This window comes from Kitasatospora sp. NPDC041988, assembly GCF_055588525.1.
Window position 1 is genome coordinate 50,304 of record NZ_JBVJCO010000045.1, and the last position, 24,835, is coordinate 75,138.

Sequence of the window (24,835 nt, forward strand, 5' to 3'; positions counted from 1 at the left end):
CGGATCGCCTCGTCGTAGCACTCGGAGGAGAGAAGGGTGATCCACCCGCAACGCCGTACCCCGCGCCCCCGGCCAGGACCACACCGAGCCCCGGCCAGGGCCGCGACCAGACCCCGGCCAGGGCCGCGCCGAGCCCCGGCCAGGACCTGCCGCCCGGCCGCGCTACCGCTCCAGCCCCGGCCACTCCTCGGCGGTGAGCGCGAACCGCTCGTGATCCCGCCAGGCGCCCTGCAGGAACAGCATCCGCGGTGTGAACCCCTCGTGCCGGAAGCCCAGCCGCTTGGCCAGCCCGATCGAACGCCCGTTGTCCGGCTGCACGTTGATCTCCAGCCGGTGCAGCCCCAGGCCGCCGTCCACCTGCGGGGCGAAGCAGCGGTCCAGCACCAGCCGCATGCCCTCGGTCATCCGGCCGGTGCCGGCGAACGGCACGTACGAGTCGTAGCCGAGCGCGGCGTTGCAGAACCGCCCCATCACGATGTTGGCCACGTTGACCTTGCCGACGAACCCGCCGGTCTCCTGGTCGAGTATCAGGAAGGTGCGCAGCCCGGCACCCTGGCGCTCCAGGAGGTCCGGCAGCCCGTCCGGCTCGACCGGGTTCCACCGTCCGATGTGATCGGCGGACCGTCGGACCGCCTCCGCGTACGCAACCTCGTCCTCGGCCCGCGGGGCCCTGATCGTCACTCTCACCCCCTCATCATCGGACATGCGAACGGCCCGCCGCGCGGAGGAACCGGGCGGCGGGCCGTTCACCCGCGACAGGGAGGCCTACCGGGCCCTACAGCAGGTCCTTGAACTCCTTCGGCAGCTCGAAGTCGGCCGGGCCCTTGCCCGCGCCGAGACCGAACGCGCCGCCCTGGGCCGGGTCCTGGCCGCCGCCCGCGCCGAGCGCGCGGCGCTCGGCGGCCGCGGCCTCCTCCTGCGCGCGCTTCAGCGGGTTGCCGCTCTTGCGCTTGCCCTTGGCCGTCGGCGCCTTCTTCGAGGACTTCTTCGAGCCGCCGCCCATGCCCGGGATCCCCGGCATGCCGGGGATGCCCTTGCCGGAGGCCATCGCCGACATCATCTTGCGGGCCTCGAAGAACCGCTCGACCAGGTTGTTGACCTCGCCGACCTGGACGCCGGAGCCCTTGGCGATACGAGCGCGGCGCGAGCCGTTGATGAGCTTCGGGTCGGTCCGCTCGGCCGGCGTCATCGACTTGATGATGGCGCCGACGCGGTCGACGTCCTTGTCGTCGATGTTGTTGATCTGCTCGCGGATCTGGCCCATCCCCGGCAGCATGCCCAGCAGCTTGGAGATCGAGCCCATCTTCCGGACCTGCTCCAGCTGGGCCAGGAAGTCGTCGAGCGTGAAGTCCTTGCCGCCGCCCTGCAGCTTGGAGGCGATCTTCTCGGCCTCCGCCTGCGAGAAGGTCTGCTCGGCCTTCTCGATCAGCGAGAGCATGTCGCCCATGCCGAGGATGCGCGAGGCCATCCGGTCCGGGTGGAAGGCGTCGAAGTCGTCGACCTTCTCGCCGTTGGAGGCGAACATGATCTGCCGGCCGGTGACGTGCGCGACCGACAGCGCGGCACCACCGCGGGCGTCGCCGTCGAGCTTGGAGAGCACCACACCGGTGAAGTCGACGCCGTCGAGGAAGGCCTGGGCGGTGGTGACCGCGTCCTGGCCGATCATCGCGTCGACGACGAACAGGACCTCGTCCGGGTTGACCGCGGCCCGGATGTCGGCGGCCTGCTGCATCAGCTCGGCGTCGATGCCGAGGCGGCCGGCGGTGTCGACGACCACGACGTCGTACTGCTTCTGCTTCGCGTACTCGATCGAGTCGCGGGCGACCTGCACCGGGTCGCCGACGCCGTTGCCGGGCTGCGGGCCGTAGAAGGCCACGCCCGCGCGGTCGGCGACGACCTGGAGCTGGTTGACGGCGTTGGGGCGCTGGAGGTCGCAGGCGACCAGCAGCGGGGTGTGCTTCTGCTTCTTCAGCCAGTGGCCGAGCTTGCCCGCCAGGGTGGTCTTACCGGCGCCCTGGAGACCGGCGAGCATGATCACCGTCGGGCCGCTCTTGGCGAACCTCACCCGGCGGGTCTCGCCGCCGAGGATCGCGATGAGCTCCTCGTTGACGATCTTGATGATCTGCTGCGCCGGGTTCAGCGCGCCGGAGACCTCGACGCCGAGCGCCCGCTCCTTGACCTGCTTGATGAAGGCCCGCACGACCGGCAGCGCGACGTCCGCCTCCAGCAGCGCGATGCGGATCTCGCGGGCGGTGGCGTCGATGTCCGCCTCGCTGAGGCGGCCCTTGCCCCGGAGGTTCTTGAACGTCGCTGCGAGGCGATCGGAAAGGGTGTCGAACACGTCGTCGCGGGTCCTCTGCGGCATCGGTATCGGTACGGTCGTCGCTCCCAAGGGTATCCGGCCGCCCTGGGAACGGTCTCCACCCCCGGGACGACCTGCCCCGGAGGGTGCCTGACGTGCCCTGGGGCAGGGTTCAGCCCAGCGCCGCCCGGACCGCGGCCGCCACCTCCCCGGCCCGCTGGGCGGTGAGCGGCCGCCCCGCGTCGTCGGTGAGGTAGAAGGAGTCGACGGCATCGGCACCGAGCGTGGAGACGTGCGCGGTCCGGACCCGGACGCCGGCGCCGTCCAGCGCCCGGCCGATCCGGTGCAGCAGGCCGGGGGCGTCGTGGGCGCGCACCTCCAGCACCGTCGCGGTGGCCGAGGCCACCGCGGGCGCCACCGCGACCAGCGGCGGCGGGGTCGGGATGCCGCGCCGGCGCGGGGCGGCCGCGTCGCGCTCGGCGAGCCGGCGCGAGACGTCCAGCGAACCGTCCAACGCCCGGCGCAGGTCGGCCCGGAGCCGGGCCGCCTCCGGCAGCTCCCCGAACTCGGCGGCCACCGTCCAGGAGAGCAGCAGCACCGGGCCGGCGCCGATCGGGTCCAGCTCGCGCAGGCCGGCCGAGCGGACGGTCAGCCGGTGCAGCGCCAGCACCCCGGCGACGGTGCCGAGCAGTCCTGGCTGGTCCGGTACGGCGAGGGTCAGCCGGACGCCCATCGGCTCGGCGCCCGGCTCGCCCGTGCCCGACCCGCCCGTACCCGGCCCGCCCGTCACCCCGGCCCCGCCGGTCGTCTCCGCCCGGGCCGCCACCTCGGCCTGGGCCAGCAGCGAGAGCGCCGGACCGCCCGTCCGGGCGGCCTCCACCGCGAGCCGCTCCTGCTCGGCGGTCGGCGCGCCCTCCCCCGGGGCGGGGTACGCACCGGCCAGCTGGGCGGCGGCCCGGGCGGCCAGCCCGTCCACCAGCGAGGCCCGCCAGCGGCTCCACGCGGCAGGGCCGGTCGCGGTCGCGTCGGCCTCGGTCAGCGCGTGCAGCAGCTCCAGCTGCTGCAGGGTGGCGACCACCTTGGTGATCGCCTCCACGGTCGCCGGGTCGTCCGGGTCCCGCCGGGTCGCGGTGTCCACCAGGGTCAGGTGGTGGCGGACCAGCATCGCCAAGGTCTCGACCGACTCCCGGTCGAAGCCCATCCGGACCGCCACATCGCGGACGATCACCTCGCCCGCCTCGCTGTGGTCGCCGGGCCAGCCCTTGCCGATGTCGTGCAGCAGCGCGGCGACCAGCAGGAGGTCCGGCCGGGCCACCCGGCGGGTCATCGCGGCGGCCCGCACCGCCGTCTCCACCAGGTGGCGGTCCACCGTCCAGCGGTGCACCGCGTTGCGCTGCGGACGGCAGCGGACCCGCTCCCAGTCCGGCAGCAGCCGGGTGATCAGTCCTTCGGCCTCCAGAGCCTCCCAGACCGGCAGACAGGCCTCGCCCGCGCCGAGGAGCGTGACCAGCTGCTCGCGGGCCTCGTCCGGCCAGGGCACCGGCAGCGGACGGCATTCGGCGGCCAGCCGGCGCACGGTCGCGTAGGAGATGGTCAGACCGTTCTGCGCGGCGGCGGCCGCGGCGCGCAGCGGCAGCACCGGGTCGGCGGCCGGGCGGGCGCCCTGGGCGAGCACCGCCTCGCCGTCCTGCTCGACCACGCCCTCGGCGAGCGGACGGCGCTCGACGGCGCCCCGGGCCACCGCACCCGCGCCGCGCCCGGAGCCGGTGAACGGGAAGGAGAGCCGGGAGGTTCGCCGGCCCCGGCCGGAGCGGGCGGCCAGCACCCGGTCCACCGCCCGCCAGGTGACGTCGCTCGCGTAGGCGACGGTGCGGGCGGCCTCGTAGACCTGGCGCAGCAGGGTGTCGGCGTCCAGCACGCCGAGCCGCTCGGCGACCTGGTCCTGGTCCTGGAGGCTGAGCCGCTCGGTGGCCCGGCCGGTGGCCAGGTGCAGCGCGTCCCGGACGTCGGCCAGCCGCAGCGCGGCGGCGTCCAGGCCGTCCCGCGGGGCGTCGGCCAGCCAGGTGGCGGCGATCGCGTTGAGCGCGACGACGTCGCGCAGGCCGCCGCGGGCCTCCTTGAGGTCCGGCTCCAGCAGGAAGGAGAGCTCGCCGTGCCGCTCGGCCCGCTCTCGGCCGAGTTCGCGCAGCTCGGGCAGGCGGGCGGGGGCGGCGGCGCGCCAGTCGGCGAGGACGGCGGAGCGCAGCCCGGCGGTGAGCGCCGGGTCGCCGGCGATGTGCCGGGCGTCCAGCAGACCGAGCTGTGCCTTGAGGTCGGCGGCGGCGACCGCGCGGGCCTCGGCGGGGGTGCGTACCGAGTGGTCGAGGGCGGTGCCGGTGTCCCAGACCGGGTACCAGATCCGTTCGGGCAGCGCGGGGTCGAGCGGGCCGTCGTGCAGCAGCAGGACGTCGAGGTCGCTGCGCGGGGAGAGTTCCCCGCGCCCGTAGCCGCCGACGGCGACGAGGGCGACGCCGGGCGGGGAGCCGGCCGCTGTGAGCAGACCGGCCAGCCAGTCGTCGGTGAGCGCGGCCAGTGCGGCGCGGCGGGCGCTGCCGGCGGGGCCGGGTTCGCCCAGCAGCCGGGCGCGGGCGGCACCGTAGTCGCAGGGGTCGTCGGTTTCGGTGGCCATGCGAAGTCCCCGTCCGTCGTGCGGTTGAGCCAACGGCGCCGATACGCCGTCAGCGGACCTGCGACCGGGGGCCGGTCGCAGGTCCGCCTGCGTGATCAAGCTGAACGAGCTGAATGCTAGGGCTTGCCCGGTCTAGAGGGCGTCGGGGCCGCGCTCGCCGGTCCGGACCCGGACGGCGGTTTCGACCGGGATGCTCCAGACCTTGCCGTCCCCGATCTTGCCGGTCCGGGCCGCCTTGACCAGGACGTCGATCAGCTGCTCGGCGTCGTCGTCCTCGACCAGGACCTCGATTCTGACCTTGGGCACCAGGTCCACGGTGTACTCCGCGCCCCGGTAGACCTCGGTGTGGCCGCGCTGGCGGCCGTAGCCGCTGGCCTCGGTCACGGTCAGACCGTGCACCCCGAAGGCCTGCAGGGCGGCCTTCACGTCGTCCAGGCGGTGCGGCTTGATGACCGCGGTGATGAGCTTCATCAGGCGTCGACCTCGGTCTTCTCGGTGCTCTTGTCGGTGGTCTTCGCAGCGGCGGGGGCGGCGACCACGGCCGCGGCCGGGGCCGGGGTGGTCCGGGCGAGCCCGGAGCCCAGCGCGCTGAAGTCGTACGCGGACTCGGCGTGCTCGGCCTGGTCGATTCCGGCGACCTCGACCTCCTCGGCGACCCGGAAGCCGACCGTCTTGTCGATCGCCTTGGCCAGCAGCCAGGAGAGGACGAAGGAGTACGCGCCGACCACGGCCACGCCCATCGCCTGCTTGCCGAGCTGCTCCAGGCCGCCGCCGTAGAAGAGGCCCTTGGCGGTCTGGCCGACGGTGCCGGTGGCGAAGAGGCCGACCAGCAGCGAGCCGATGGCGCCACCGACCGCGTGCACGCCGACCACGTCGAGCGAGTCGTCGAAGCCGAAGCGGTACTTGAGGCTGATCGCGGCGGCGCAGACGGCACCGGCGATCAGGCCGATCGCGACCGCGCCGAGCGGGCTGACCGAGCCGCAGGCCGGGGTGATGGCGACCAGGCCGGCCACCGCGCCGGAGGCGGCGCCCAGCGTGGTGAACGCGCCGTGCCGCAGCTTCTCGTAGACCAGCCAGCCGACCAGCGCGGCCCCCGTGGCGACCTGGGTGTTGACCAGGGCCATCGCGGCGACGCCGTTGGCAGCCAGCGCCGAGCCCGCGTTGAAGCCGAACCAGCCGAACCAGAGCAGGCCGGAGCCGAGCATGACCAGCGGCAGGCTGTGCGGGCGCATCGGGTCCTTGCGGAAGCCGACCCGCTTGCCCAGCACCAGGCAGAGCGCCAGGCCCGCGACGCCGGCGTTGATGTGCACGGCGGTGCCGCCGGCGAAGTCGATCACGCCGTTGCGGTCGCCGAGCCAGCCGCCGTTGCCGCCGTCGAAGAAGAAGACCCAGTGCGCGACCGGGAAGTACACGACGGTCACCCAGAGCGCGATGAACAGGCCCCAGGCGGTGAACTTGGCGCGGTCCGCGACCGCGCCGCTGATCAGCGCCGGGGTGATGATCGCGAACATCAGCTGGAAGGCGGAGAACGCGGTGACCGGAATCGTTCCGGTCAGGTCGTTCAGCTCGATCCCGCGCATCCCGAGGAAGTCCAGGTTGCCGATCAGGCCGGCTCCCGCGTCGGGCCCGAAGCTGAGCGAGTACCCGTAGAGGACCCAGAGCACGCTGACGATGCCGAGCGAGAGGAAGCTCATCGCCAGCATGTTGAGTGTGCTCTTGGCCCTGACCATGCCTCCGTAGAAGAAGGCCAGGCCCGGGGTCATCACCATGACCAGGGCCGCACAAATGAGCACGAAGGCGGTATCGCCCGCGCTGAAGCCGTCCGGCATCGGCGTCTCCTCATGAATGGAAGCCGCTCCACACCCGGGTTACCTGTCCCGTGCCACCCGGGGTGTCGGCGATGAGAAGGAGAGTGCCGAAGGCTGGTTTCGGCCGATGCGGCCCGTTGTTTCGCGACCGTGACGACGGCGACGCAGGGGTTACGCCTGCGTGAACCACGGCCGTGCCGCGCCGCCGAATGGGTTACCGTGCCGCCGCGCGACACGAGGAGTGCGGTAACGGCCACCGACCGTGGCGGCGGCGGCCGTCACGGTCGGCGGGGTCCTCGGGCGCCCGGCGCAGGCCCGACCCGGCGGACGGACGGGCAGGCGGACGGGCGGACTAGCGGCAGGCGGACGAGGGACAGGCGGGTCAGACCACCGAGACGTACTCCGGGATGTCCTGGACCACCCGCTCCTTGAGCCGGCTCACCGCGTCCACACCCTTGAACCGGACGGAGGCGGCCTCCGTGGTCTTGCGCACCCGCGAGTTCAGCCGCTCCGAACGGACCTTGCCGGCGATCTCCACCGCCTGCTCGGCGTACTCCACGGCCTGCTCCGGCTCGTTCTGCAGCAGGTGGACGCTGGCCATGCCGATCAGGTTGAAGGCGTACGAGCGGACGTGGTCGCCGTCCTGGCGGAAGAGGTCGACCGCGCGCTCCATCACCGGGGCGGACATCGAGGCGTACAGCTCGGCCCGGTCGGAGTGGTAGGCGAGGTCACGGAAGGAGTGCGCGTTCTCGGCGTTCAGCTCGGCCGGCGAGAAGAACTTCAGCCAGTCCGGGTCGCCGTCGCCCTCGCGGATGTCGGTGAAGGTGTCCTCGGCCAGCCGGACCGCCCGGGCGCAGCGGTTCACCTCGCCGATGGTGGCGTACGCGCGCGCCTCCATCGCGTACAGCAGCGACTGCTGGCGCGGGGTGGCCGTGTCGCGGCTGCCGTACTGGGCCAGGTGGATCAGCTCCAGGGCGTCCTCGCCGCGGTTGAGGTGGATCATCTGCCGGCTCATGTCGGTGAGGATCAGTGCACCGAACGGGCGGTCGCCGGCCTCCTTGGCCGCGTGCAGCGCCAGCACGTAGTACTTCTGCGCGCTCGGGTGCATGCCGACGTCGTACGACATCCAGCCGGCCAGGTGGGCCAGCTCGGCGGTGAGCCGGAACAGCCGCCGGGTGGTCTGCTCGGGGTACGTCTCCTGGAGCAGGTCGGTCACCTCGTGGAGCTGGCCGACGACGGCCTTGCGGCGCAGCCCGCCGCCGTTCTGGGCGTCCCACTGGCGGAACATCACGGTGGTCTGCTCGAGCAGTTCCAGCTCGGGCTCGGAGAGCCGGCCGGTGAACGGCTCTCCGCCGTTGGCCGCGGTGAGGATCGGGGTGGGCATGCCCGTCGGGCCGGGGGCGAGCCAGCGCTGCATCGGCTCGATGAGCGCGGCGCCGGCCGTCATGGCCAGGGAAGTGCCGAGGAAGCCGCGCCGGTTGAGCATCAGGTCGCTGCGCGAGTAGTCGCTGATCAGCTGGACGGTCTGCGGCGCGCTCCACGGCAGGTCGACGCCGCCGCCCACGGTGGAGACCGGGATGGCGGCCCGCAGCCCGAGGTCCTCGATGGAGACCACGGAGCCGAAGCGCTCGGAGAACAGCTCCGACATGATCTTGGGGATCGGCTCGCGGGGCTGCTCGCCGTCGAGCCAGCGGCGCACCCGGGAGGTGTCGGTGGAGACGTGGTGGGCGCCGATCTGGCGGGCCCGGCGGTTGACCTGACGTGCCAACTCGCCCTTGGACCAGCCGCTGCGGGCGAACCACGTGGTCAGCTTCTCGTTGGGTTGCTTCTCTGCCATGGGAACGTCCCCATCCCGCCCGGCCCCTGCTTCGGGGCCCCCGATCGTGACCGCCCGACGGTTGCGGGCTCTTGCCAGACGTGCCGTACCTGAGTTCTGCCGAACCGTTGGTCGTACTGGTGTGCCATCCTGACGGACGGACCGTCAGCTTCCCCAACTCCCGTCCCCCGAGGGGCTGGAGTGGACTCTCCGACGGCGTCCGCGTGCTGAACGTAATGCCCCGTACGGCACCCGTGGGAGCGACCCTGGCGAAACGCCACCTTTCGCCACCCCCAGGAGTGAACCGAAGCAAGTCCGCACACGCTTCACTGGGTAGTCCCGACGGTCCGGCATATGCGGGCCGCCAAGTCCCCACCGGCACTCCTGCTCAGCGCGGCAATCCACAGCGGCCACAGGCGAGTTTGCCGCCCGCCCGGTCGACGGCCGTCCCGCGCACACGACGATCCGGCATCGGCACCGCCTGCCACAAGGCGGCGCCCGAGGCGCAACCCCGCAACTGGCGCACGCCACGCGCTGCGCGCCGCCACCGCACAACGCACCACGCGACGGACAATCAACACAAAGTCACCATCCCGTAACCATCGGCAACGAGAACCTGTTGGGGGAGGCATGGACAACCTGTTCGGCGAACTTCGACTGGGGCACCTGCGGTTGGCCCCGCTGGGCGCGCGCCGTCGCACCCGGGCCACCGCGTCCCAGGCGGCCGCGGAGTACACCGGCCGCTGGGGCTGGGCGGTCGCCGTCGGCAGCCCGGCCGGTGCCGCGGCCCGCTGTCACTGCGGCACCCCCCGCTGTGCGGCGCCCGGCCTGCACCCCGCCCCCGGCGGCGAGCCGGCCGCCCGCTCCGGCGCGGACGCCTCGGTACTGTTCCCCACCGGCCGCGCCTTCGACGTCCTGGACGTCCCCGAGCAGGCCGGCCTGCAGGCGCTGGTCCGGCTGGAGCGGATGGGCACCCAGGTGGGCCCGGTGCTGGCCGCGCCCACCGGCCGGCTGCAGTTCCTGGTCGCCGCCGGCACCGCCCGCCGGCTGCCCGACCTGCTCTACCGGATGGGCTGGGACGACGCCGCGCTCGACCTCACCTGCCACGGCGAGGGCAGCTACGTCGCCGCCCCGCCCACCGTCCTCGGCGGCCTCGGCCCGGTCCGCTGGCTGCGCCGGCCGACCCGCGACAACGCCGGCTGCCCGCCCGAGGCCCGGCTGCTCCTCGGCACCCTCGCCTACGCCTGCCACCGCGGCCGCGAGCGCACCGCCGAACCCGCCTGGCTCGCCTCGTAGACACCGGCGGAGAACGCCGAAGGGCCCGCCCCTCGCGAGGCGGACCCTTCACCGGTAGGCCGGGGGCTCAGTCCCCGATCAGCGCGTCCACGAACGCACCCGGCTCGAACGGCGCCAGGTCGTCCGCGCCCTCACCGAGACCGATCAGCTTGACCGGCACGCCCAGATCCCGCTGGACCGCGACCACGATGCCGCCCTTGGCGGTGCCGTCCAGCTTGGTCAGCACGATGCCGGTGATGTCGACCACCTCGGCGAAGACCCGTGCCTGGATCAGCCCGTTCTGGCCGGTGGTGGCGTCCAGCACAAGCAGCACCTCGTCCACCGGGCCGTGCTTCTCGACGACCCGCTTGACCTTGCCCAGCTCGTCCATCAGACCGGTCTTGGTGTGCAGCCGGCCGGCGGTGTCCACCAGCACGGTGTCGGCGCCCTCGGCGATGCCCTCCTTGACCGCGTCGAACGCGATCGAGGCCGGGTCGCCGCCCTCCGGGCCGCGCACGGTGTGCGCGCCGACCCGCTCGCCCCAGGTCTGCAGCTGGTCGGCGGCGGCGGCGCGGAAGGTGTCGGCGGCGCCGAGCACCACCTTGCGGCCGTCGGCGACCAGGACGCGGGCCAGCTTGCCGGTGGTGGTGGTCTTGCCGACGCCGTTGACGCCCACGACCAGGACGACGGCCGGGCCCTCCTCGTGCTTGGTGGAGTGCACCGTGCGGTCGGCGTCCTTGCCGATCAGCTCGACCAGCTCCTCGCGGAGCAGCCCGCGCAGCTCGTCCGGGGTGCGGGTGCCGAGCACCTTCACCCGGGTGCGCAGCCGCTCGACCAGCTCCTGGGTGGGGGCCACGCCGACGTCGGCGGTCAGCAGGGTCTCCTCGATCTCCTCCCAGGTGTCCTCGTCGAGGTGCTCGCGGGAGAGCAGCGAGAGCAGGCCCTTGCCGAGCGAGTTCTGCGAACGGGAGAGCCGGGAGCGCAGCCGGACCAGCCGGCCGGCGGTGGGCTCGGGGACTTCGAGGGCGGGAGCCTCCTCGACCTCTTCGACCGTCGAGGGGACGGCCTCGGCCTCGGGAAGGGGGAGCTCCACCTCCTCGACGGTGCGTCGGGGCTCCTCGGTCGGCGGCGCGGCCTCCTCGCCGACCTGGGGCTCTTGCGGGGTCGGGGGCGCCGTGATGACCGGCGCCTGCGACTTCGGTGGTAGCTGCTGGCGTCGTCTGCCGGAAACGACGAGGCCGGCGATCGCGCCGATGGCGACCACGGCGATGACTACGGCAAGGATCACGTATTCCATAACTCGTCCAGTATCCGTGACGGCGGCGCGGACGGACCGCAGGCGGACTAGGCAGAAACGGTACGGCTCGCCGGGGGGCGCTCCCGGAGCTCCCCGGCGGCCCGCCGGGCGGGAGGTGTCGCCTCGCGCAGCCGCTGGCTGATCACCTGGGAGATGCCGTCGCCCTTCATGGTCACGCCGTAGAGGGCGTCGGCCGATTCCATGGTCAGCTTCTGGTGGGTGATCACGATCAGCTGGGAGCTCTCGCGCAGCTCCTCCATGATCCCGACCAGCCGGCGCAGGTTGGTCTCGTCCAGCGCCGCCTCCACCTCGTCCATCACGTAGAACGGGCTGGGCCGGGCCTTGAAGATCGACACCAGCAGCGCCACCGCGGTCAGCGAGCGCTCGCCGCCGGAGAGCAGCGAGAGCCGCTTGACCTTCTTGCCCGGCGGGCGGGCCTCCACCTCGACGCCGGTGGTCAGCATGTTGTCCGGGTCGGTCAGCACCAGCCGCCCCTCCCCGCCGGGGAAGAGCCGCGAGAAGACGCCCTCGAACTGGGCGGCGGTGTCGTGGTACGCCGAGGTGAACAGCTGCTCGACCCGCTCGTCCACATCCTTGACGATGTCGAGCAGGTCGCGCCGGCTCCGCTTGAGGTCGTCCAGCTGCTCGCCGAGGAACTTGTGCCGTTCCTCCAGCGCCGCGAACTCCTCCAGCGCCAGCGGGTTCACCTTGCCGAGCTGCTGGTACGCCTTCTCGGCCGCCCGCAGCCGCCTCTCCTGCTCGGCCCGGTCGTACGGGCGCGGCTCGCCGGGCTCCCCGCCGTCCTCGGGGGCCGGCGGCGGGACGAGCCGGTCCGGCCCGTACGCGGCGAGCAGCTCGCCGCCCTCGATGCCGAACTCCTCCAGCGCGCGGGCCTCCAACTGCTCGATCCGCAGCCGCTTCTCGGCCCGCAGCACCTCGTCCCGGTGTCCGGCGTCGACCAGCTTGTCCAGCTCGGCCTTGAGTTCGCGGCCGTGCTCGCGGTGCTCCCGGAGCTCCGACTCGCGTTCGGTGCGCGCCTGCTCGACGGCGGCCCGCCCGGCGTCCGCGCGGGCCAGCGACACCTCCAGGCAGGCCAGCAGCTGCCGTGCGCCCGCCGCGACGGCGTTCGCCACCCCGGCGTCGTGCTCGGCGCGCCGGCGGCGCTCGGCGGCCCGGGCGCGCGCCTCGCGTTCGGCGCGGGCAGCCCGGTCCAGCTGGTCGGCGCGGCCGCTCAGGGCGCGCACCCGCTCCTCGTGGGTGCGCACGGCGAGCCGCGCCTCCAGCTCGGTCTGCCGGGCGGCGGTGGCGGCCTGCGCCAGCCGCTGCTGCTCGGCGGCGTCCGGCTCGTCCTCCCCCGCGTCCGCCGACTCCTCGGCCGCGGCGAGCCGTTCGGCCAGCTCCTCGGCGGTGGCGAGGAGCTGGGCGAGCCCCTCCTCGGCCCGGCCGGCGGCGGCGGAGAGCCGTTCGGCCTCGCCGGCCGCGGCCCGGGACTGCCCGCCGAGCCGGCCGAGGGCGCCGGCCACCTCGGCCCGTTCCTTCGCGGCCTGCCGCCGGTGGGCTGCCAGTTGCTCCAGCCCGGCGGCCGACTCCCGGCGCAGCTCGGTGAGTTCGGCCAGCCGTTCGGCCGACTCGGTGCAGCGGACGGCCAGCCGGTCGATCGCCCGGGCGGTGTCGTCCACCGCGGCCTGGGTCTCCAGCAGGCTGGGCGCGCCGCCCGAGCCGCCGTGCGCGTAGCCGGCGCCGAGCCGGTCGCCCTCGGCGGTGACGGCGGCCAGACCGGGGCGGGCACCGACCAGCGCCACCGCCTCGTCGAGTGAGCCGACCACCACGACGCCGGCCAGCAGGGCCCGTGCGGCCGGCAGCAACTCGGCGGGCCCGTCGACCAGTTCTGCGGCCCAGCGGGCACCGGCCGGCAACTCCCCCGCGACGGGGGCGGGTTCGGGGGCGCCGGCGATCAGCAGCGTGGCCCGGCCGGCGTCCTCCTTGCGCAGCAGCCGCAGTGCCTCGGCGGCGGTGCCGGGCGAGTCGACCGCCACCGCGTCCGCCGCCGTGCCGAACGCCGCCGCGACGGCGGCCTCGTGGCCGGGGGCGATCCTCAGCAGCGCGGCCGCCGGGCCGAGCAGCCCGGCCAGCCGGTCGCCGGCCGCCAGCAGCGCGCCGCTGCCGTCCTTGCGCCGCAGCCCGAGCGCCAGCGCCTCGTGCCGCGCGGTCAGCCCGGCCCGCTCGCGCTCGGCGGCGCCGGCGGCCTCGCGAGCGGTGGCCAGGTCGCGTTCGACGGCGGCGAGCCGTTCGCGCGCCGCCTCGTGTGCGGCGTCGGCGCGTTCGTCGTCCCCGGCCAGGCCGTCGACCTGGGTGCGCAACTCCTCGTACTCCTGCCGGGCGGCCTCGGCGCGCAGCAGCGCCTCGTCCCGGGCCTCGGCGAGCCGGCCGATCTCGGCCTGCGCGGCGGCGGCCTTGGAGCGGGCGGCCGCGGCCTGTCCCTGGAGCCGGGCCAGGCCCTCCCGGCGGTCGGCGATGGCCCGGGCGGCGTCCTTCAGCCGCCGCTCCTCCGCGGCGAGCGCGCGTTCCAGCGCGCTCCTGCTCTCGACCGCCTCGGCCAGCGCGAACCGGGCCTCCTCCAGCGCCTCGGCCAGCGCGGCCTCCTCCTCCCGGACCTGCTCGGCCTCCCGTTCCAGCTCCTCAGGGTCCCGCCCGCGCCGCTCCTCGGCCTGCCCGCCCGCGGCCGCGTGCCGGGCCCGGGCCTCGGCCAGCCCGACGGTGCCGCGGGTGCGTTCGGCCAGCGCGGAGAGCCGGTACCAGGTCTGGCGGGCCGTCTCCAGGCTCGGGCCGAGCTGCTGGACCTGCGCCTCCAGGACGGCCTCGCGCTGCACCGCGCGCGCCAGCTCCTGTTCGACGGTGGAGCGGCGCAGTCTGAGCGCCAGTTCGTCGGCGACCTCGGCCTCGACGGCCCGGCGCAGGGTGAGCAGGTCGTCGGCGAGCAGCCGGAGCCGGGCGTCGCGCAGGTCGGCCTGGATGCCGGCGGCGCGGCGGGCGATCTTCGCCTGGCGGCCGAGCGGGCCGAGCTGGCGGCGGAGTTCGGCCACCAGATCCTGGATGCGGTTGAGGTTGACCTGCATCGCGTCGAGCTTGCGCAGCGCCTTCTCCTTGCGCTTGCGGTGCTTGAGGACGCCGGCGGCCTCCTCGATGAAGGCGCGGCGGCCCATCGGGTCGGCGTGCAGGACGGAGTCGAGCTGCCCCTGGCCGACGATGACGTGCATCTCGCGGCCGATGCCGGAGTCGGAGAGCAGTTCCTGGATGTCGAGGAGCCGGCAGGTCTCGCCGTTGAGCGCGTACTCGCTGCCGCCGTTGCGGAACATCGTCCGGGTGATGGTCACCTCGGCGTACTCGATCGGCAGCGCGCCGTCGGAGTTGTCGATGGTGAGGCTGACCTCGGCGCGGCCGAGCGGGGCGCGCCCGCTGGTACCGGCGAAGATGACGTCCTCCATCTTGCCGCCGCGCAGCGACTTGGCGCCCTGCTCCCCCATCACCCAGGAGAGCGCGTCGACGACGTTGGACTTGCCGGAGCCGTTGGGGCCGACCACGCAGGTGATGCCGGGCTCGAACCGCAGGGTGGTGGCGGAGGCGAAGGACTTGAACCCGCGCAGCGTCAGACTCTTCAGGTGCACGCGCCGGTCTCCTCGTCGCTCGCCAGGGCCCCGGCTTGCGACTGTATCCGGCGGTGACCGGCGGATACGCCTCCGGACACGACGAAGGGACGCCACTCAGGGCGTCCCTTGCAAGCTGCGTCCCTTTCGGGGCGGCTCAGTGCACAGCGGCGTCGATCTGCGAGGACCGGGCGGGACTCAGGTGAGAGCCGGCTCCCGCTGATCCAGATCGATGCTGTTGAGCAGCGAGTGCTCGTCAGCGACAGCGGTGAGAGCGTCGTTCTCAGCCTGCATCCGAAGGAGCTCGGACTCCAGGTCCTGGACGCGCTGCTGAAGCCGTCGCATCTCGGAGAGCATTCGCGGGTCGGGGCCGCCGACGTACCCGAGAAGCGCCTTTGCCATGATGAATGGTCCTCCACGCTGAGTGACCGAACCGGAACGGTACAGGTCTAGGGGGAAGGGGGACGCACGCGCGGCGCGCCACCGGCAGTGCTGGCTGGGCACCACGGCACAACCACCGTGAGCTGGGCCCACGGGGTATACGCCTACCGGATAAACGCGGTCGTGTGCGCGGGCTTCAAGCGTCTCACCAAAGACGGAAAGGGTCAACACGATCACCGCACGCTACCGCGCCCCTGTCACCTGCATGGCGGTGTGGTCACGCCAGGCGGTCTCGGGCCGGTCTCCACCAGGTGCTCGTGGATCATCGTTCGATGCGGAGTCAACCACGAGTCTGCCCGGATGGCAACCGTATGACACCGGCAGTTGCCGATCATTTCGCGTACGCCCCACGGCGACGGGCCCAACACCTGCTCCGGTACCCGGTTCAGCGGATCTCGAAGCTCTCGTAGCCGGCGCCGACGGCCGTCCAGATCTCGGTCACACCGGAGACGCTGCCGGGCGTGTCGGGGCCGCGCAGCAGGGCGAGCAGTTCCTCGCAGTCGGCGGCCAGGCCCTCGGCCACCACCTGGACCCGGCCGTCGCCGAGGTTGCTCGCATAGCCGGTCAGGCCGATCTCCAGCGCCCGCGCCCTGGTCCACCAGCGGAAGCCGACCTGCTGGACCTTGCCCCGCACCCAGGCGGTCGCCCGGACCGGTTCATCGCTGTGCGCGTCACGACCGTGCATGCCCCCGACCCTATCCGGAGCGGCGGCACCACGCGTCACGGCGAGGTGGGGCCCTCCATGGTCCAGCCCGGGCTGTGGATCTCCAGCCGGAGGTCCTGTCGCCGCCCCTCCTCGCCGCAGGTGCGGCAGACCCAGGCCGGGTCGTACGGGTGCGGCTCGTGCCCGTGGGGCGTGTGCCCGAAGGTGACCGGCGGCTCGGGCAGCAGCCAGCGGTCGCCCCAGCCGAGCAGCGCCTGGGTGAGCGGTGCCAGGTCACGGCCGGCCTCGGTGAGGTGGTACTCGTACCGCGGCGGCCGCTCGCTGTAGGCGCGGCGCTCGACCACGCCCGCCTCCTCCAGGGCGCGCAGCCGGGCGGTGAGCCGGTCACGCGGCGCGCCGGTGTTGCGGGCGATCCGGTCGAAGCGGTGGTTGCCGTAGAACAGCTCGCGGACGGCGAGCAGCGCCCACTTCTCGCCGACCACGTGCAGCGCGGCGGCGATCGAGCAGGGCCGGCCGGGGAGGGCGGGCGGGGCCGAAGGCGTGTGGGAGGTCACGGAGCCAGCCTGCCACACAGGGTTGCGTTCTCAAACCCAGCCGCCCCCGCTCCGCCGGCCGGCGCCGGACAGCACTGCGGCCCCGCCGGTGAGCAGCGGGGCCGTGGTGCCGCCCGACCGCGTCGGGCGGGGTCGGAACCGTCCGCGGGGCGGGAGCCCGCGCCGGGGTCAGAACCCTCCGCCGAAGTCGCCCCCGCCGCCGAAGTCACCGCCGCCACCGCCGCTGTCGAAGCCGCCGCCGAAGTCACCGGAGTTGTAGTCGGCACCCGAGTAGTCGCCGCCGTCGTAGTCGGAGCCGGCGTCGACCGGGGCGCCGTAGGCCGGGGTGCCCATCATCGAGCCGAGCATGGTGCCGACCAGCAGGCCCGGCAGCAGGCCGCCGCCGTAACCGCCGAAGTAGCCGCCCGCCCAGGGCCCGTAGGCCGGGCCGGCGTTCCAGTACGGCTGGGGGCCGTGCTCGGTCGGGACGGTCCGGATGTCCGGGTCCTGGCCGGCGGCCAGCCGGTCGGCGTCCGCCCGGCAGGCCGGGACGGTACGGGCGGCGCCGCCGGCCGGGGCCCAGTCGGCGTCCTGTACGGACGGGCCGTGGCGCGGGTCGAAGAAGCACGGCGGGCGGCGCTCCGGCAGCGGCAGCTTCTCGCGCCGGGCGGCCAGCGTGGCCAGCGCGAACCGGCCGTCCTCCAGCGCCTCGGTGACCGGCTTGACGTCCTCCGGGCCCTTGGCCTCGTCCATGCTGCGCTTGGCCCGCTCGTAGGAGTCCAGGGCGTGCGTGTAGTCGGTGCGCTGGACGTCGTCGGCGTCGGCGGCGCCCGGGTTGAAGTCGAGCCGGTCGAGCTCCTCGCCGAAGGCCGTGATGTCCTCGTCCACCACCCGGCGCAGCTGCGCGAGTTCGGCCTGCCGCTGCTCCTCCTTGTGCTTCTTCGCCCGGCGGAAGAGCAGGAAGACGCCGGTGCCGGCCAGCGCCAGCAGGGCCAGCGGGACGACGATCGCGGCGATCGACATGCCCCCGCCGGAGCTGTTCACGCCGTGGCCCTTGACCTGCGGAGCGGCGGTGTCGACGAAGTCGTTCAGGGTGGCGTCGATGTCGCCGGAGTGCGAGCGGAAGGCCGCGCCCGCGATCCGCTCGGCGCTCGCGGTGGGCAGCGCCTCCCGGTCCGAGCGGGCCTGGAACTGGTCGCCGCGCCAGACGCCGTAGGTGCCGGTGATGCCCACCTTGGTGCGCAGGTCGTTGAAGACGGTCTGGGCGCCGTACGGGTCGGCGGCCGGGACCACCGCGATGAAGACCGGCTTGTCCGCCTTGCGGATCTTCTCGGTCAGGGCGTCGGCCTGGCTCTGGCTGAACCGGCCCGTCATCGCCGGGTCGACGTAGACCCGGCCCTGCTTGAGTGTCGCGGTGGCGTCGTCCAGCCCGCCGGCCGCGGAGGCCGCCGGCGCCAGCAGGAGCAGCAGCCCGAGCAGCGCCGCCACCAGGGCCAGGGGCCCGGCGCCCCGGGAACGTCGTCGAGCAAGGGTTCTCATGTCACCGACGCTACCCCCACCGGCGTCCGGGCAGGGCATACCCTTCGCGTACGGGCGGGCGGGCGCACCCCCACCGTCCGCCGGGGTCGCTCCCCTCCTCGGGGATGATGTTTCCCCCGGTCGCCCCCGAACCGTACCGGCGGCGGGAACCCGGCCACCGGCCCGGTCGTACGTTCCGGCAGGCTCGGCCCGGTGAAGGAGCGCTCCGACGCTGTCCCGCGACCGGGCATAGTGGTGGCCGTACCTCGGTCCCTTGACCTTTTCTTGACCACGTCTCTCGATCGGAGCACTGGGTGTTCATCGGCCTCGTCACCGCCGTGGCGGCCTCCGCCTGCTACGGCACCGGTTCGGTCCTGCAGGCCGTCGGATCACGGCGCTCCGCCCGGGAGGAGGCCGCCGCCGGAAACGCCTCGGCCGGCACCACCGCACACGGCGGGCCCAGCCTCGCCTCCACCGCGAAGGCCGCCGTCACCTGGGAGTTCATCCTCGGCACGGTGCTCGACTTCATCGGCTTCGGGCTCGGCGCGCTGGCCGCGCGGCTGCTGCCGCTGTTCCTCTCGCAGACCATCATCAGCGCCAACCTGGTGATCACCGCGGTGCTGAGCATCAAGCTGCTCGGGATCCGGCTGAAGCAGCTGGAGTGGGCGTCGATCGGCGTCCTCTGCTCGGCGCTGGTGCTGCTGGCCGTCTCGGCCGGTCCGGAGGGCGGCCACCAGGCGGCGATGTCCTTCCACTGGTGGCTGCTGCTGATCACCACCGTGCTGCTGGTCGGCGGCAGCCTGCTGGTGCGGCGGATGGGCGCCAACGGCGCGATCGTCGCCGGTCTGCTCTCCGGTCTCGGCTTCGGCGCGCTCGGCGTCGGTGTGCGCATCCTCAACGGCATCGACCCGTTCGAGCTGGGCAAGCTGCTCTCCGACCCGGCGCTGTACGCGATCCTGGTCGGCGGCCTCGGCGGGATGTACGTGCACACCGTCGCGCTGCAGATCGGCTCGGTGAACGGCGCGACCGCCGCCCTGGTGGTCGGTGAGACGGTGCTGCCCGGTGCGGTCGGCGTCATCTGGCTCGGCGACTCCTCCAAGGACGGCCTCGCCTGGCTCGGTGTGGCCGGCTTCGTGCTCGCCGTCGTCTCGGCGGTCGGCGTCGCCTACTACGGTCAGGACACCCACGGCGCGGCCCCCGACGGCAGCGCCGTCGAACCCGAACTCTCCAAGCGGTAGGGCGGGGGTCAGCCCCCGCTGCGGGCGCGCGGGGCGCGCTGGCAGCGGGGGCAGAAGTAGCTGGAGCGGTTCATCCAGGGGGCCCGGCGGATCGCGGTGCCGCAGCGGCGGCAGGGCTCGTCCTCGCGGCCGTAGGCGTCGAGGTCGCGGGAGAAGTAGCCGCTCTCGCCGTTCACGTTGACGTAGAGGCTGTCGAAGCTGGTGCCGCCGACGGCGAGGGCCGCGGTCATCACGTCCCGGGCGCTGGCCAGCAGGACGGCGGCCTGCGGGCGGGTGAGCGTGGCGGTCGGGCGGTCGTAGTGCAGCTGGGAGCGCCAGAGCGCCTCGTCCGCGTAGATGTTGCCGACCCCGCTGATCAGGGTCTGGTCGAGCAGCGCCCGCTTGACCGTGGTGCGCTTGGCGCGCAGTGCGGCCAGGAAGGCGGCGTCGTCGAAGCGCGGGTCGAGCGGGTCGCGGGCGATGTGCGCGAGGGAGACGGGGGTGCCCTCGGGGTCGCCGTCCTCGGCCTCCTCGACGGCCAGCCCGCCGAAGGTCCGCTGGTCGACGAAGCGCAGTTCGCGCCCACCGTCGGTGAACCGGAGCCGGACCCTCAGGTGGGTCTCGTCGGGCACCGCCGGGTCCTGGACGAGGAGTTGGCCGCTCATCCCGAGGTGGCCGATCAACGAGAATCCCCCGGCCGCCGGCCCGTGGGGCCCGGAGTCGGCCTGCGGCCCCGCGCCGGCGCCGGAGAGCGGCACCCAGAGGTACTTGCCGCGGCGCTGCGCGGTACCGAGCGTGGTGCCGGTCAGCCTGGCCGTGAAGTCGGCTGCGCCGGCGGGCTGGCGGCGTACCGCCCGCGGGTGCAGCACCTCGACACCGGCGACCGTCCGCCCGGCGACCCAGTTGGCCAGGCCTCGGCGGACGACCTCTACCTCGGGGAGTTCGGGCACGGGAACAAGCCTCCTGCGACAGGGATCTGCAGGAGGAAGGTTACTGCGTACACGGGAGAGCCCGCCGCGGTGTCCGCGGCGGGCAGTGCCGGCTCAGGCCCCGCTGGGCAGCCGGTCGGCGTACTTCTCCTTGATCGCCCGCCAGGCGCTCTCCGCGGCCTTCTGCTCGGCTTCCTTCTTCGAGCGGCCGACGCCGCTGCCGAAGTCCTCGCCGGCCACCCGGGCCGCGGCGGTGAAGGTCTTCTCGTGGTCCGGGCCGGACTCCTCGACCACGTACTCCGGCACTCCGATGCCCACCGAGGCGGTGAGCTCCTGGAGGCTGGTCTTCCAGTCCAGGCCGGCGCCCAGCTGCGAGGACTCCTCGATCAGCGGGTCGAACAGCCGGTGGACGAAGTCGGTGGCCGCGTCCAGACCCTGGTCCAGGTAGACGGCGCCGATCACGGCCTCGACGGTGTCGGCGAGGATCGACGACTTGTCGCGGCCGCCGGTACCCTCCTCGCCCTTGCCGAGGCGGATGAACGTGCCGAGCTCGAGGCCCCGGCCGACGTCGGCGAGCGCGCGCGAGTTGACCACCGCGGCGCGCAGCTTGGCGAGCGTGCCCTCCGGGACGTCCGGGTGGACGCGGTAGAGGGTGTCGGTCACCACCAGGCCCAGCACCGAGTCGCCGAGGAACTCCAGGCGCTCGTTGGTGGGCAGCCCGCCGTTCTCGTACGCGTACGAGCGGTGGGTCAGGGCACGTACCAGAAGGGCGCGCTCGAGTGTGTACCCGAGGCGCCCTTCCAGAACGTCGTATTCGGTCGAAGCCGGCCCGCCGGCCTTTCCGCCGCCCGAAGAAGCCTTCAGGGCAGTGGCCGCCTTGCGGGAGGGGTTACCGTCCGACATCGATCCGTACACCCGCCGATCAGACCGAGAGGACCTGGCGACGGTTGTACGTGCCGCAGCTCGGGCACGCGATGTGGCCGAGCTTCGGCTCGTGGCAGCGGTCGCACGCCACGAGGGCCGGAACGACGGCCTTCCAGTTGGAACGGCGGTGGCGCGTGTTGCTGCGCGACATCTTCCGCTTCGGAACAGCCACGGCTACTTCTCCTGGTTCTCGGCGGCACCCTCACGGGTGTCGCTGTTCTTGATTCCGTCACCCTCGTCGCCGGGGGCGGCGGAGAGTCCCTGCAGAGCCGCCCACCGGGGGTCGACGGCGTCGTGGTGGTGCGCCGGGTCGTCGCTCAGGCGCGCTCCGCACTCGGAGCACAGGCCCAGGCAGTCTTCCTGGCACACCGGCTGCAGCGGCAGTGCGAGCACCACCGCGTCACGCAGCACCGGCTGGAGGTCGAAGAAGTCGCCCTCCAGACGGTAAGTCTCTTCTTCCGAGTCCTCGTCGAGGTCCTCGGCACCGGCGGTCCGGGCGCGGTGACGCTCGTCGGACTCCGGGTAGTAGTACAGCTCCTGGAAGTCGACGTCGATGTCGTCGTCGACGGGCTCCAGGCACCGCACGCACTCGCCCTCGACGTGGGCCTCGGCGGTGCCGGTCACCAGCACACCCTCGACCACCGACTCCAGGCGGAGCTCCAGCCGGATCTCGCTCTTCTCCGGGACGCCGATCACATCGATGATCCCGAGGCCCTCGGGGGCCTCCAGGGTGCGGGACACCTTGCGCAGCGAGCCCGGGCGACGACCGAGCTCGTGCGTGTCGAACACGAGGGGGTCGCGGTGGTCGAGGCGGTTCAAGGTGTCCTGACTTCCTGAGAAAACTGATGTGCGGTGCTGCTCACCGGACGTTGCGCGGGCAGACCGACGGCCCGACACGGAGAGGCCGGAGTGGTCAGACTACCGGAGTCTCCGGCCAGGCCCAACTTCGGTCCTTCCGGTCCGACCGGCCCGCCCCCTTACGAGCCGAAGGGCGCGCCGGTGCCGTGAGCGAGGAGCGAGGGAGCGAGCGCCGGCGAGCGAGGGAGCGACGAACGTCGGCACCGGGTCCGCAGCGCCCGGAGGCGAGTGAGGAGCGACCCCTCAGCGGCCGCCGAGCTCCCGCAGGCGGGTCATGTCGATCATGCTGGTGTCGAAGAAGCTGGTCTCGTCCAGGCCGGCCTGCTGCTGCGGGAGGGCGGGCGGGTTGGCCGGCGGCTGCGGGTAGCCTCCCCCGCCCTCCGGCTGGGGGTTCCCCCACGCGTCGTACTGCTGCGCCGGGTACCCCTGCTGCGGCTGCGGGTAGCCGTAGCCGCCCTGCTCCTGCCCGGCCGGGTAGCCCTGCTGCTGGGGCTGCTGCTGTTGCCCGTAGCCGTACTGGGCGCCGTACGGGTCGGCCTGGCCGGCCGGGTCGTAGCCGCCGCCGTACACCTCGGCGTACTGCCCGCCGGGCTGCTGCGCGGCCGCCGCGTACTGGTCGGCGCCGGGGGCCTGCCAGCCGGCCGCGGCCGGGGTCTGCTCGGGCCAGGTCTGCTGCTGCGGCACCTCCTCGCGGTACCACGGCACCTCCTCGCCGTCGGCGTCGACGGCGGCGAAGCCCGCCGCGACCGCCTCGGCGCGGTCCTTGGCCTGCTGGGCCTGGTCCGCGGCGGCCAGGTAGGCGCCCAGCTCGTCGATCGGGGCCTTGCCGAGCAGCTTGTCGCGGCCCTTGCCGACGGCCTCCAGGGTCGCGCTGAGCACGTTCTCCAGGGTGGCGAGCTTCACATCGACGTACTCGTCGACCTCGGGGCTCGGGGTGATCCGCGGCTGCGGCCGGAACTCCTCGCCGTCGCTTTCGCCGTCGTACTCGGTCTCGAAGACGCTGGAGTCGCCGCGCAGCTTGGTCCGGCCGCGGCCGACCGCGCCGAGCGTCTTGGTGAGCACGACCTCGAAGTTGGCGAGCTTGCTGTCCACGTAGTCGTCGGCCTCGGCGCGCTTGCCCTCGACCTCGGCGCGCGCCTCCGCGAGGATGCGGTCCGCCTCGGCCTGCGCCCGGCGGACCACCTCGGTGTCGGAGATCAGCGAGCCGCGCTCGGCGTGCGCGCCCTGGATGATCCGCTCGGCCTCGGCCTGGGCGTCGGCCACCACCTGCTCGTGGTCGGCCATCACCGACTGGGCGTGGGCCAGCTCGGCGGGCAGTGCCGACCTGAGGTCCTGGAGCAGGCCGACCAGCTCGGCTCGGTTCACCACGCAGGAGGCCGACATGGGCATCGAGCGGGCGTTCTCGACGGCCGCGACGATCTCGTCGACCTTGTTCTGCACGTCCACGGGGCTTCGTCTTTCCGTGTGCCGCCGACGGTCCGGCGGAGGCAGGCCCGGCGCGGTGGACCTCACCGCAGGGCAGGGAGTACAGACTGTACGGCCACTGCAGGGCGAGGTCACAACGCCCGGACCGGCCCGCCTGACCGCGCCCGGGACAAGTCGTGACGAACCGGCAGAAACGGACGCTTCCGGTCCGCGCCCGCTACTGCTGCGCCTTCCGCTCCGCGATCCGCTCGACCAGCCTGCGGTGCACCGTCTCCGGCAGCAGGTGCGAGACGTCGCCCCCGTACGAGGCGACCTCCTTGACCAGCGTGGAGGAGAGGAAACTGTACGTCGGCGAGGTCGGCAGGAAGAGCGTCTCGACGCCGGTCAGCCCGTGGTTCATCTGGGCCATCTGCAGCTCGTAGTCGAAGTCGCTGACGGCGCGCAGGCCCTTGACGATCGCCGGGATGTCGCGCTCCCGGCAGAAGTCCACCAGCAGGCCGAGGTGCGACTCGACCACGATGTTCCCGTACTTGGCGGTGGTCTCCTCGATCAGGGCGATCCGCTCCTCGATGGTGAACATGCCCTGCTTGTTCCGGTTGATCGCGACCGCGACATGCACCACGTCGTACAGCTTCGAGGCCCGCTCGATGATGTCGAGATGACCGTTGGTGATCGGGTCGAACGATCCGGGGCAGACGGCGCGGCGCATGGCGTGGATGCTCCCTCGTGGGGTGACGGGTGCGGCGGGCCTCCTCGGCCCACTACGGGTTCTGGCGGGCCTCGGCGGCGGCGCGACCGTACCAGAGCGTGCCCTCGCCGTAACGGCGGGACCGCAGCTCCTCGAAACCTTCGGGCCAGCCGAACGCGCCGCCTCGGGTGCTGCGCTCCACGGTGACGAGTGCTTCGTCCGCGAGCCAGCCCCCGGCGACGAGTGTGATCAGCATCTCGCGCACCTCCTCGTCGGTGACGACGTACGGCGGGTCGAGGAAGACCAGGTCGTACGGGGCCTCCGGGGGCGGGCCCGCGATCACCTTCTCGGCACGGGCGGCCTGCACCACCGCGCCGGAGAGGCCGACCGTCCGCACGTTCTCCCGGATCACCCGCGCCGCCTGTCCGTCCGCCTCGACCAGCAGGACGTGCTCGGCGCCGCGCGACAGGGCCTCCAGGCCGACCGCGCCCGATCCGCCGAAGAGGTCCAGCATCCGGGCCCCGTGCAGGGTGCCGCGGAGCGCCGCCAGGGTGGAGAACATCGCCTCACGGGCCTTGTCGGAGGTCGGGCGGGTGCCCCGGCCGGGCGGTACGGCCAGCCGGCGGCCGCCGGCCGCCCCGGCGATGACGCGGGTCATGGTGGTGGGAGGTCCTTTCGTCGCTGCCCGACCACGCTATACGGCCCCGTCCCTCCCCGAGCACCCCCGGAGGCGGGCGGGGGGGGGGGGGGGGGGGGGGGGGGGGGGGGGGGGGGGGGGGGGGGGGGGGGGGGGGGGGGGGGGGGGGGGGGGGGGGGGGGGGGGGGGGG

General features: G+C 73.6%; 21 protein-coding genes. 2 read left to right on the forward strand and 19 right to left on the reverse strand.

Annotation, left to right across the window (positions count from 1 at the left end):
• Positions 1–162: 162 nt before the first annotated feature.
• The 6 genes from ACZ6NC_RS33125 to nsdA form a co-directional block, all read right to left on the reverse strand.
• A complete protein-coding gene (locus ACZ6NC_RS33125) occupies positions 163–705 on the reverse strand; it encodes a GNAT family N-acetyltransferase (protein WP_465737556.1) in 543 nt (180 codons plus the stop codon).
• A 70-nt stretch (positions 706–775) separates the two neighbouring features.
• Positions 776–2,341, reverse strand: coding sequence for a signal recognition particle protein (ffh, locus tag ACZ6NC_RS33130; RefSeq protein WP_465737576.1), 1,566 nt, complete (start codon positions 2,339–2,341; stop codon positions 776–778).
• Between the two features lie 133 nt (positions 2,342–2,474).
• Positions 2,475–4,970 carry a [protein-PII] uridylyltransferase gene (locus tag ACZ6NC_RS33135; RefSeq protein WP_465737557.1) on the reverse strand — a complete coding sequence of 832 codons (2,496 nt, stop codon included), beginning with the start codon at positions 4,968–4,970 and terminating at the stop codon, positions 2,475–2,477.
• 132 nt (positions 4,971–5,102) lie between these two features.
• Positions 5,103–5,441 (reverse strand): P-II family nitrogen regulator, encoded by a 339-nt coding sequence (locus tag ACZ6NC_RS33140; RefSeq protein ID WP_148642777.1) that lies wholly within the window; start codon positions 5,439–5,441, stop codon positions 5,103–5,105.
• Entirely contained in the window at positions 5,441–6,799 is a 1,359-nt protein-coding gene (locus ACZ6NC_RS33145; protein ID WP_465737558.1) for an ammonium transporter, read from the reverse strand. The genes ACZ6NC_RS33140 and ACZ6NC_RS33145 overlap by 1 nt, the downstream gene beginning before the upstream one ends.
• 361 nt (positions 6,800–7,160) lie before the next feature.
• Positions 7,161–8,615: a transcriptional repressor NsdA gene (gene nsdA / locus ACZ6NC_RS33150; protein WP_465737559.1), complete on the reverse strand. Its 1,455-nt coding sequence runs from the start codon at positions 8,613–8,615 to the stop codon at positions 7,161–7,163.
• A gap of 609 nt (positions 8,616–9,224) precedes the next feature.
• On the opposite strand from nsdA, the gene ACZ6NC_RS33155 reads away from it, so the two are divergent.
• On the forward strand, positions 9,225–9,890 hold the full coding sequence (locus tag ACZ6NC_RS33155; RefSeq protein ID WP_465737560.1) for a bifunctional DNA primase/polymerase: 666 nt from the start codon (positions 9,225–9,227) through the stop codon (positions 9,888–9,890).
• Between the two features lie 67 nt (positions 9,891–9,957).
• On the opposite strand, the gene ftsY is transcribed toward ACZ6NC_RS33155, so the two are convergent.
• The 6 genes from ftsY to ACZ6NC_RS33185 form a co-directional block, all read right to left on the reverse strand.
• Positions 9,958–11,166, reverse strand: a complete 1,209-nt coding sequence (gene ftsY, locus ACZ6NC_RS33160; RefSeq protein ID WP_465737561.1) for a signal recognition particle-docking protein FtsY — start codon at positions 11,164–11,166, stop codon at positions 9,958–9,960.
• Between the two features lie 47 nt (positions 11,167–11,213).
• Positions 11,214–14,831 carry a chromosome segregation protein SMC gene (smc, locus tag ACZ6NC_RS33165; protein ID WP_465737562.1) on the reverse strand — a complete coding sequence of 1,206 codons (3,618 nt, stop codon included), beginning with the start codon at positions 14,829–14,831 and terminating at the stop codon, positions 11,214–11,216.
• 177 nt (positions 14,832–15,008) lie between these two features.
• Complete coding sequence (locus ACZ6NC_RS33170) at positions 15,009–15,212, reverse strand: hypothetical protein (protein ID WP_030243474.1); 204 nt, start codon at positions 15,210–15,212, stop codon at positions 15,009–15,011.
• 424 nt (positions 15,213–15,636) lie between these two features.
• A complete protein-coding gene (locus ACZ6NC_RS33175) occupies positions 15,637–15,936 on the reverse strand; it encodes an acylphosphatase (protein ID WP_465737563.1) in 300 nt (99 codons plus the stop codon).
• Between the two features lie 35 nt (positions 15,937–15,971).
• Entirely contained in the window at positions 15,972–16,469 is a 498-nt protein-coding gene (locus tag ACZ6NC_RS33180; protein ID WP_465737564.1) for a winged helix-turn-helix transcriptional regulator, read from the reverse strand.
• A gap of 168 nt (positions 16,470–16,637) precedes the next feature.
• On the reverse strand, positions 16,638–17,987 hold the full coding sequence (locus ACZ6NC_RS33185; protein ID WP_465737565.1) for an EGFR-like transmembrane domain-containing protein: 1,350 nt from the start codon (positions 17,985–17,987) through the stop codon (positions 16,638–16,640).
• 293 nt (positions 17,988–18,280) lie between these two features.
• Between ACZ6NC_RS33185 and ACZ6NC_RS33190 the strand changes: the two genes are divergently transcribed.
• Positions 18,281–19,204 carry a DMT family protein gene (locus ACZ6NC_RS33190; RefSeq protein ID WP_465737566.1) on the forward strand — a complete coding sequence of 308 codons (924 nt, stop codon included), beginning with the start codon at positions 18,281–18,283 and terminating at the stop codon, positions 19,202–19,204.
• A gap of 8 nt (positions 19,205–19,212) precedes the next feature.
• Here ACZ6NC_RS33190 and mutM read toward each other — a convergent pair whose 3' ends face one another.
• From mutM to rsmD, 7 genes are all read right to left on the reverse strand, one after another.
• Positions 19,213–20,133 carry a bifunctional DNA-formamidopyrimidine glycosylase/DNA-(apurinic or apyrimidinic site) lyase gene (mutM, locus tag ACZ6NC_RS33195; protein ID WP_465737567.1) on the reverse strand — a complete coding sequence of 307 codons (921 nt, stop codon included), beginning with the start codon at positions 20,131–20,133 and terminating at the stop codon, positions 19,213–19,215.
• A 93-nt stretch (positions 20,134–20,226) separates the two neighbouring features.
• The gene (gene rnc, locus ACZ6NC_RS33200; protein ID WP_465737568.1) at positions 20,227–21,015 is read right to left on the reverse strand and encodes a ribonuclease III; all 789 of its coding nucleotides are present in this window, start codon (positions 21,013–21,015) and stop codon (positions 20,227–20,229) included.
• A gap of 19 nt (positions 21,016–21,034) precedes the next feature.
• Positions 21,035–21,208, reverse strand: a complete 174-nt coding sequence (gene rpmF / locus ACZ6NC_RS33205; RefSeq protein WP_030056747.1) for a 50S ribosomal protein L32 — start codon at positions 21,206–21,208, stop codon at positions 21,035–21,037.
• A gap of 2 nt (positions 21,209–21,210) precedes the next feature.
• Positions 21,211–21,855, reverse strand: a complete 645-nt coding sequence (locus ACZ6NC_RS33210; protein ID WP_465552138.1) for a YceD family protein — start codon at positions 21,853–21,855, stop codon at positions 21,211–21,213.
• Positions 21,856–22,137: 282 nt separating this feature from the next.
• Entirely contained in the window at positions 22,138–23,340 is a 1,203-nt protein-coding gene (locus tag ACZ6NC_RS33215) for an ATP synthase F0 subunit B (RefSeq protein WP_465737569.1), read from the reverse strand.
• A 196-nt stretch (positions 23,341–23,536) separates the two neighbouring features.
• On the reverse strand, positions 23,537–24,028 hold the full coding sequence (gene coaD / locus ACZ6NC_RS33220) for a pantetheine-phosphate adenylyltransferase (RefSeq protein WP_465737570.1): 492 nt from the start codon (positions 24,026–24,028) through the stop codon (positions 23,537–23,539).
• A gap of 52 nt (positions 24,029–24,080) precedes the next feature.
• Entirely contained in the window at positions 24,081–24,665 is a 585-nt protein-coding gene (gene rsmD, locus ACZ6NC_RS33225; RefSeq protein ID WP_465737571.1) for a 16S rRNA (guanine(966)-N(2))-methyltransferase RsmD, read from the reverse strand.
• Between the last annotated feature and the right edge of the window lie 170 nt (positions 24,666–24,835).

What these genes read in the sequence shown, in the direction of transcription:
- coaD (WP_465737570.1), bottom strand. Translation starts at nt 24,028, where the DNA reads ATGCGCCGCGCCGTCTGCCCCGGATCGTTCGACCCGATCACCAACGGT.
- rnc (WP_465737568.1), bottom strand. Translation starts at nt 21,015, where the DNA reads ATGTCGGACGGTAACCCCTCCCGCAAGGCGGCCACTGCCCTGAAGGCT.
- ACZ6NC_RS33145 (WP_465737558.1), bottom strand. Translation starts at nt 6,799, where the DNA reads ATGCCGGACGGCTTCAGCGCGGGCGATACCGCCTTCGTGCTCATTTGT.
- ACZ6NC_RS33140 (WP_148642777.1), bottom strand. Translation starts at nt 5,441, where the DNA reads ATGAAGCTCATCACCGCGGTCATCAAGCCGCACCGCCTGGACGACGTG.
- ACZ6NC_RS33175 (WP_465737563.1), bottom strand. Translation starts at nt 15,936, where the DNA reads ATGCACGGTCGTGACGCGCACAGCGATGAACCGGTCCGGGCGACCGCC.
- nsdA (WP_465737559.1), bottom strand. Translation starts at nt 8,615, where the DNA reads ATGGCAGAGAAGCAACCCAACGAGAAGCTGACCACGTGGTTCGCCCGC.
- ACZ6NC_RS33125 (WP_465737556.1), bottom strand. Translation starts at nt 705, where the DNA reads ATGTCCGATGATGAGGGGGTGAGAGTGACGATCAGGGCCCCGCGGGCC.
- ACZ6NC_RS33170 (WP_030243474.1), bottom strand. Translation starts at nt 15,212, where the DNA reads ATGGCAAAGGCGCTTCTCGGGTACGTCGGCGGCCCCGACCCGCGAATG.
- ACZ6NC_RS33185 (WP_465737565.1), bottom strand. Translation starts at nt 17,987, where the DNA reads ATGAGAACCCTTGCTCGACGACGTTCCCGGGGCGCCGGGCCCCTGGCC.
- ACZ6NC_RS33135 (WP_465737557.1), bottom strand. Translation starts at nt 4,970, where the DNA reads ATGGCCACCGAAACCGACGACCCCTGCGACTACGGTGCCGCCCGCGCC.
- ftsY (WP_465737561.1), bottom strand. Translation starts at nt 11,166, where the DNA reads ATGGAATACGTGATCCTTGCCGTAGTCATCGCCGTGGTCGCCATCGGC.
- rsmD (WP_465737571.1), bottom strand. Translation starts at nt 24,665, where the DNA reads ATGACCCGCGTCATCGCCGGGGCGGCCGGCGGCCGCCGGCTGGCCGTA.
- ACZ6NC_RS33155 (WP_465737560.1), top strand. Translation starts at nt 9,225, where the DNA reads ATGGACAACCTGTTCGGCGAACTTCGACTGGGGCACCTGCGGTTGGCC.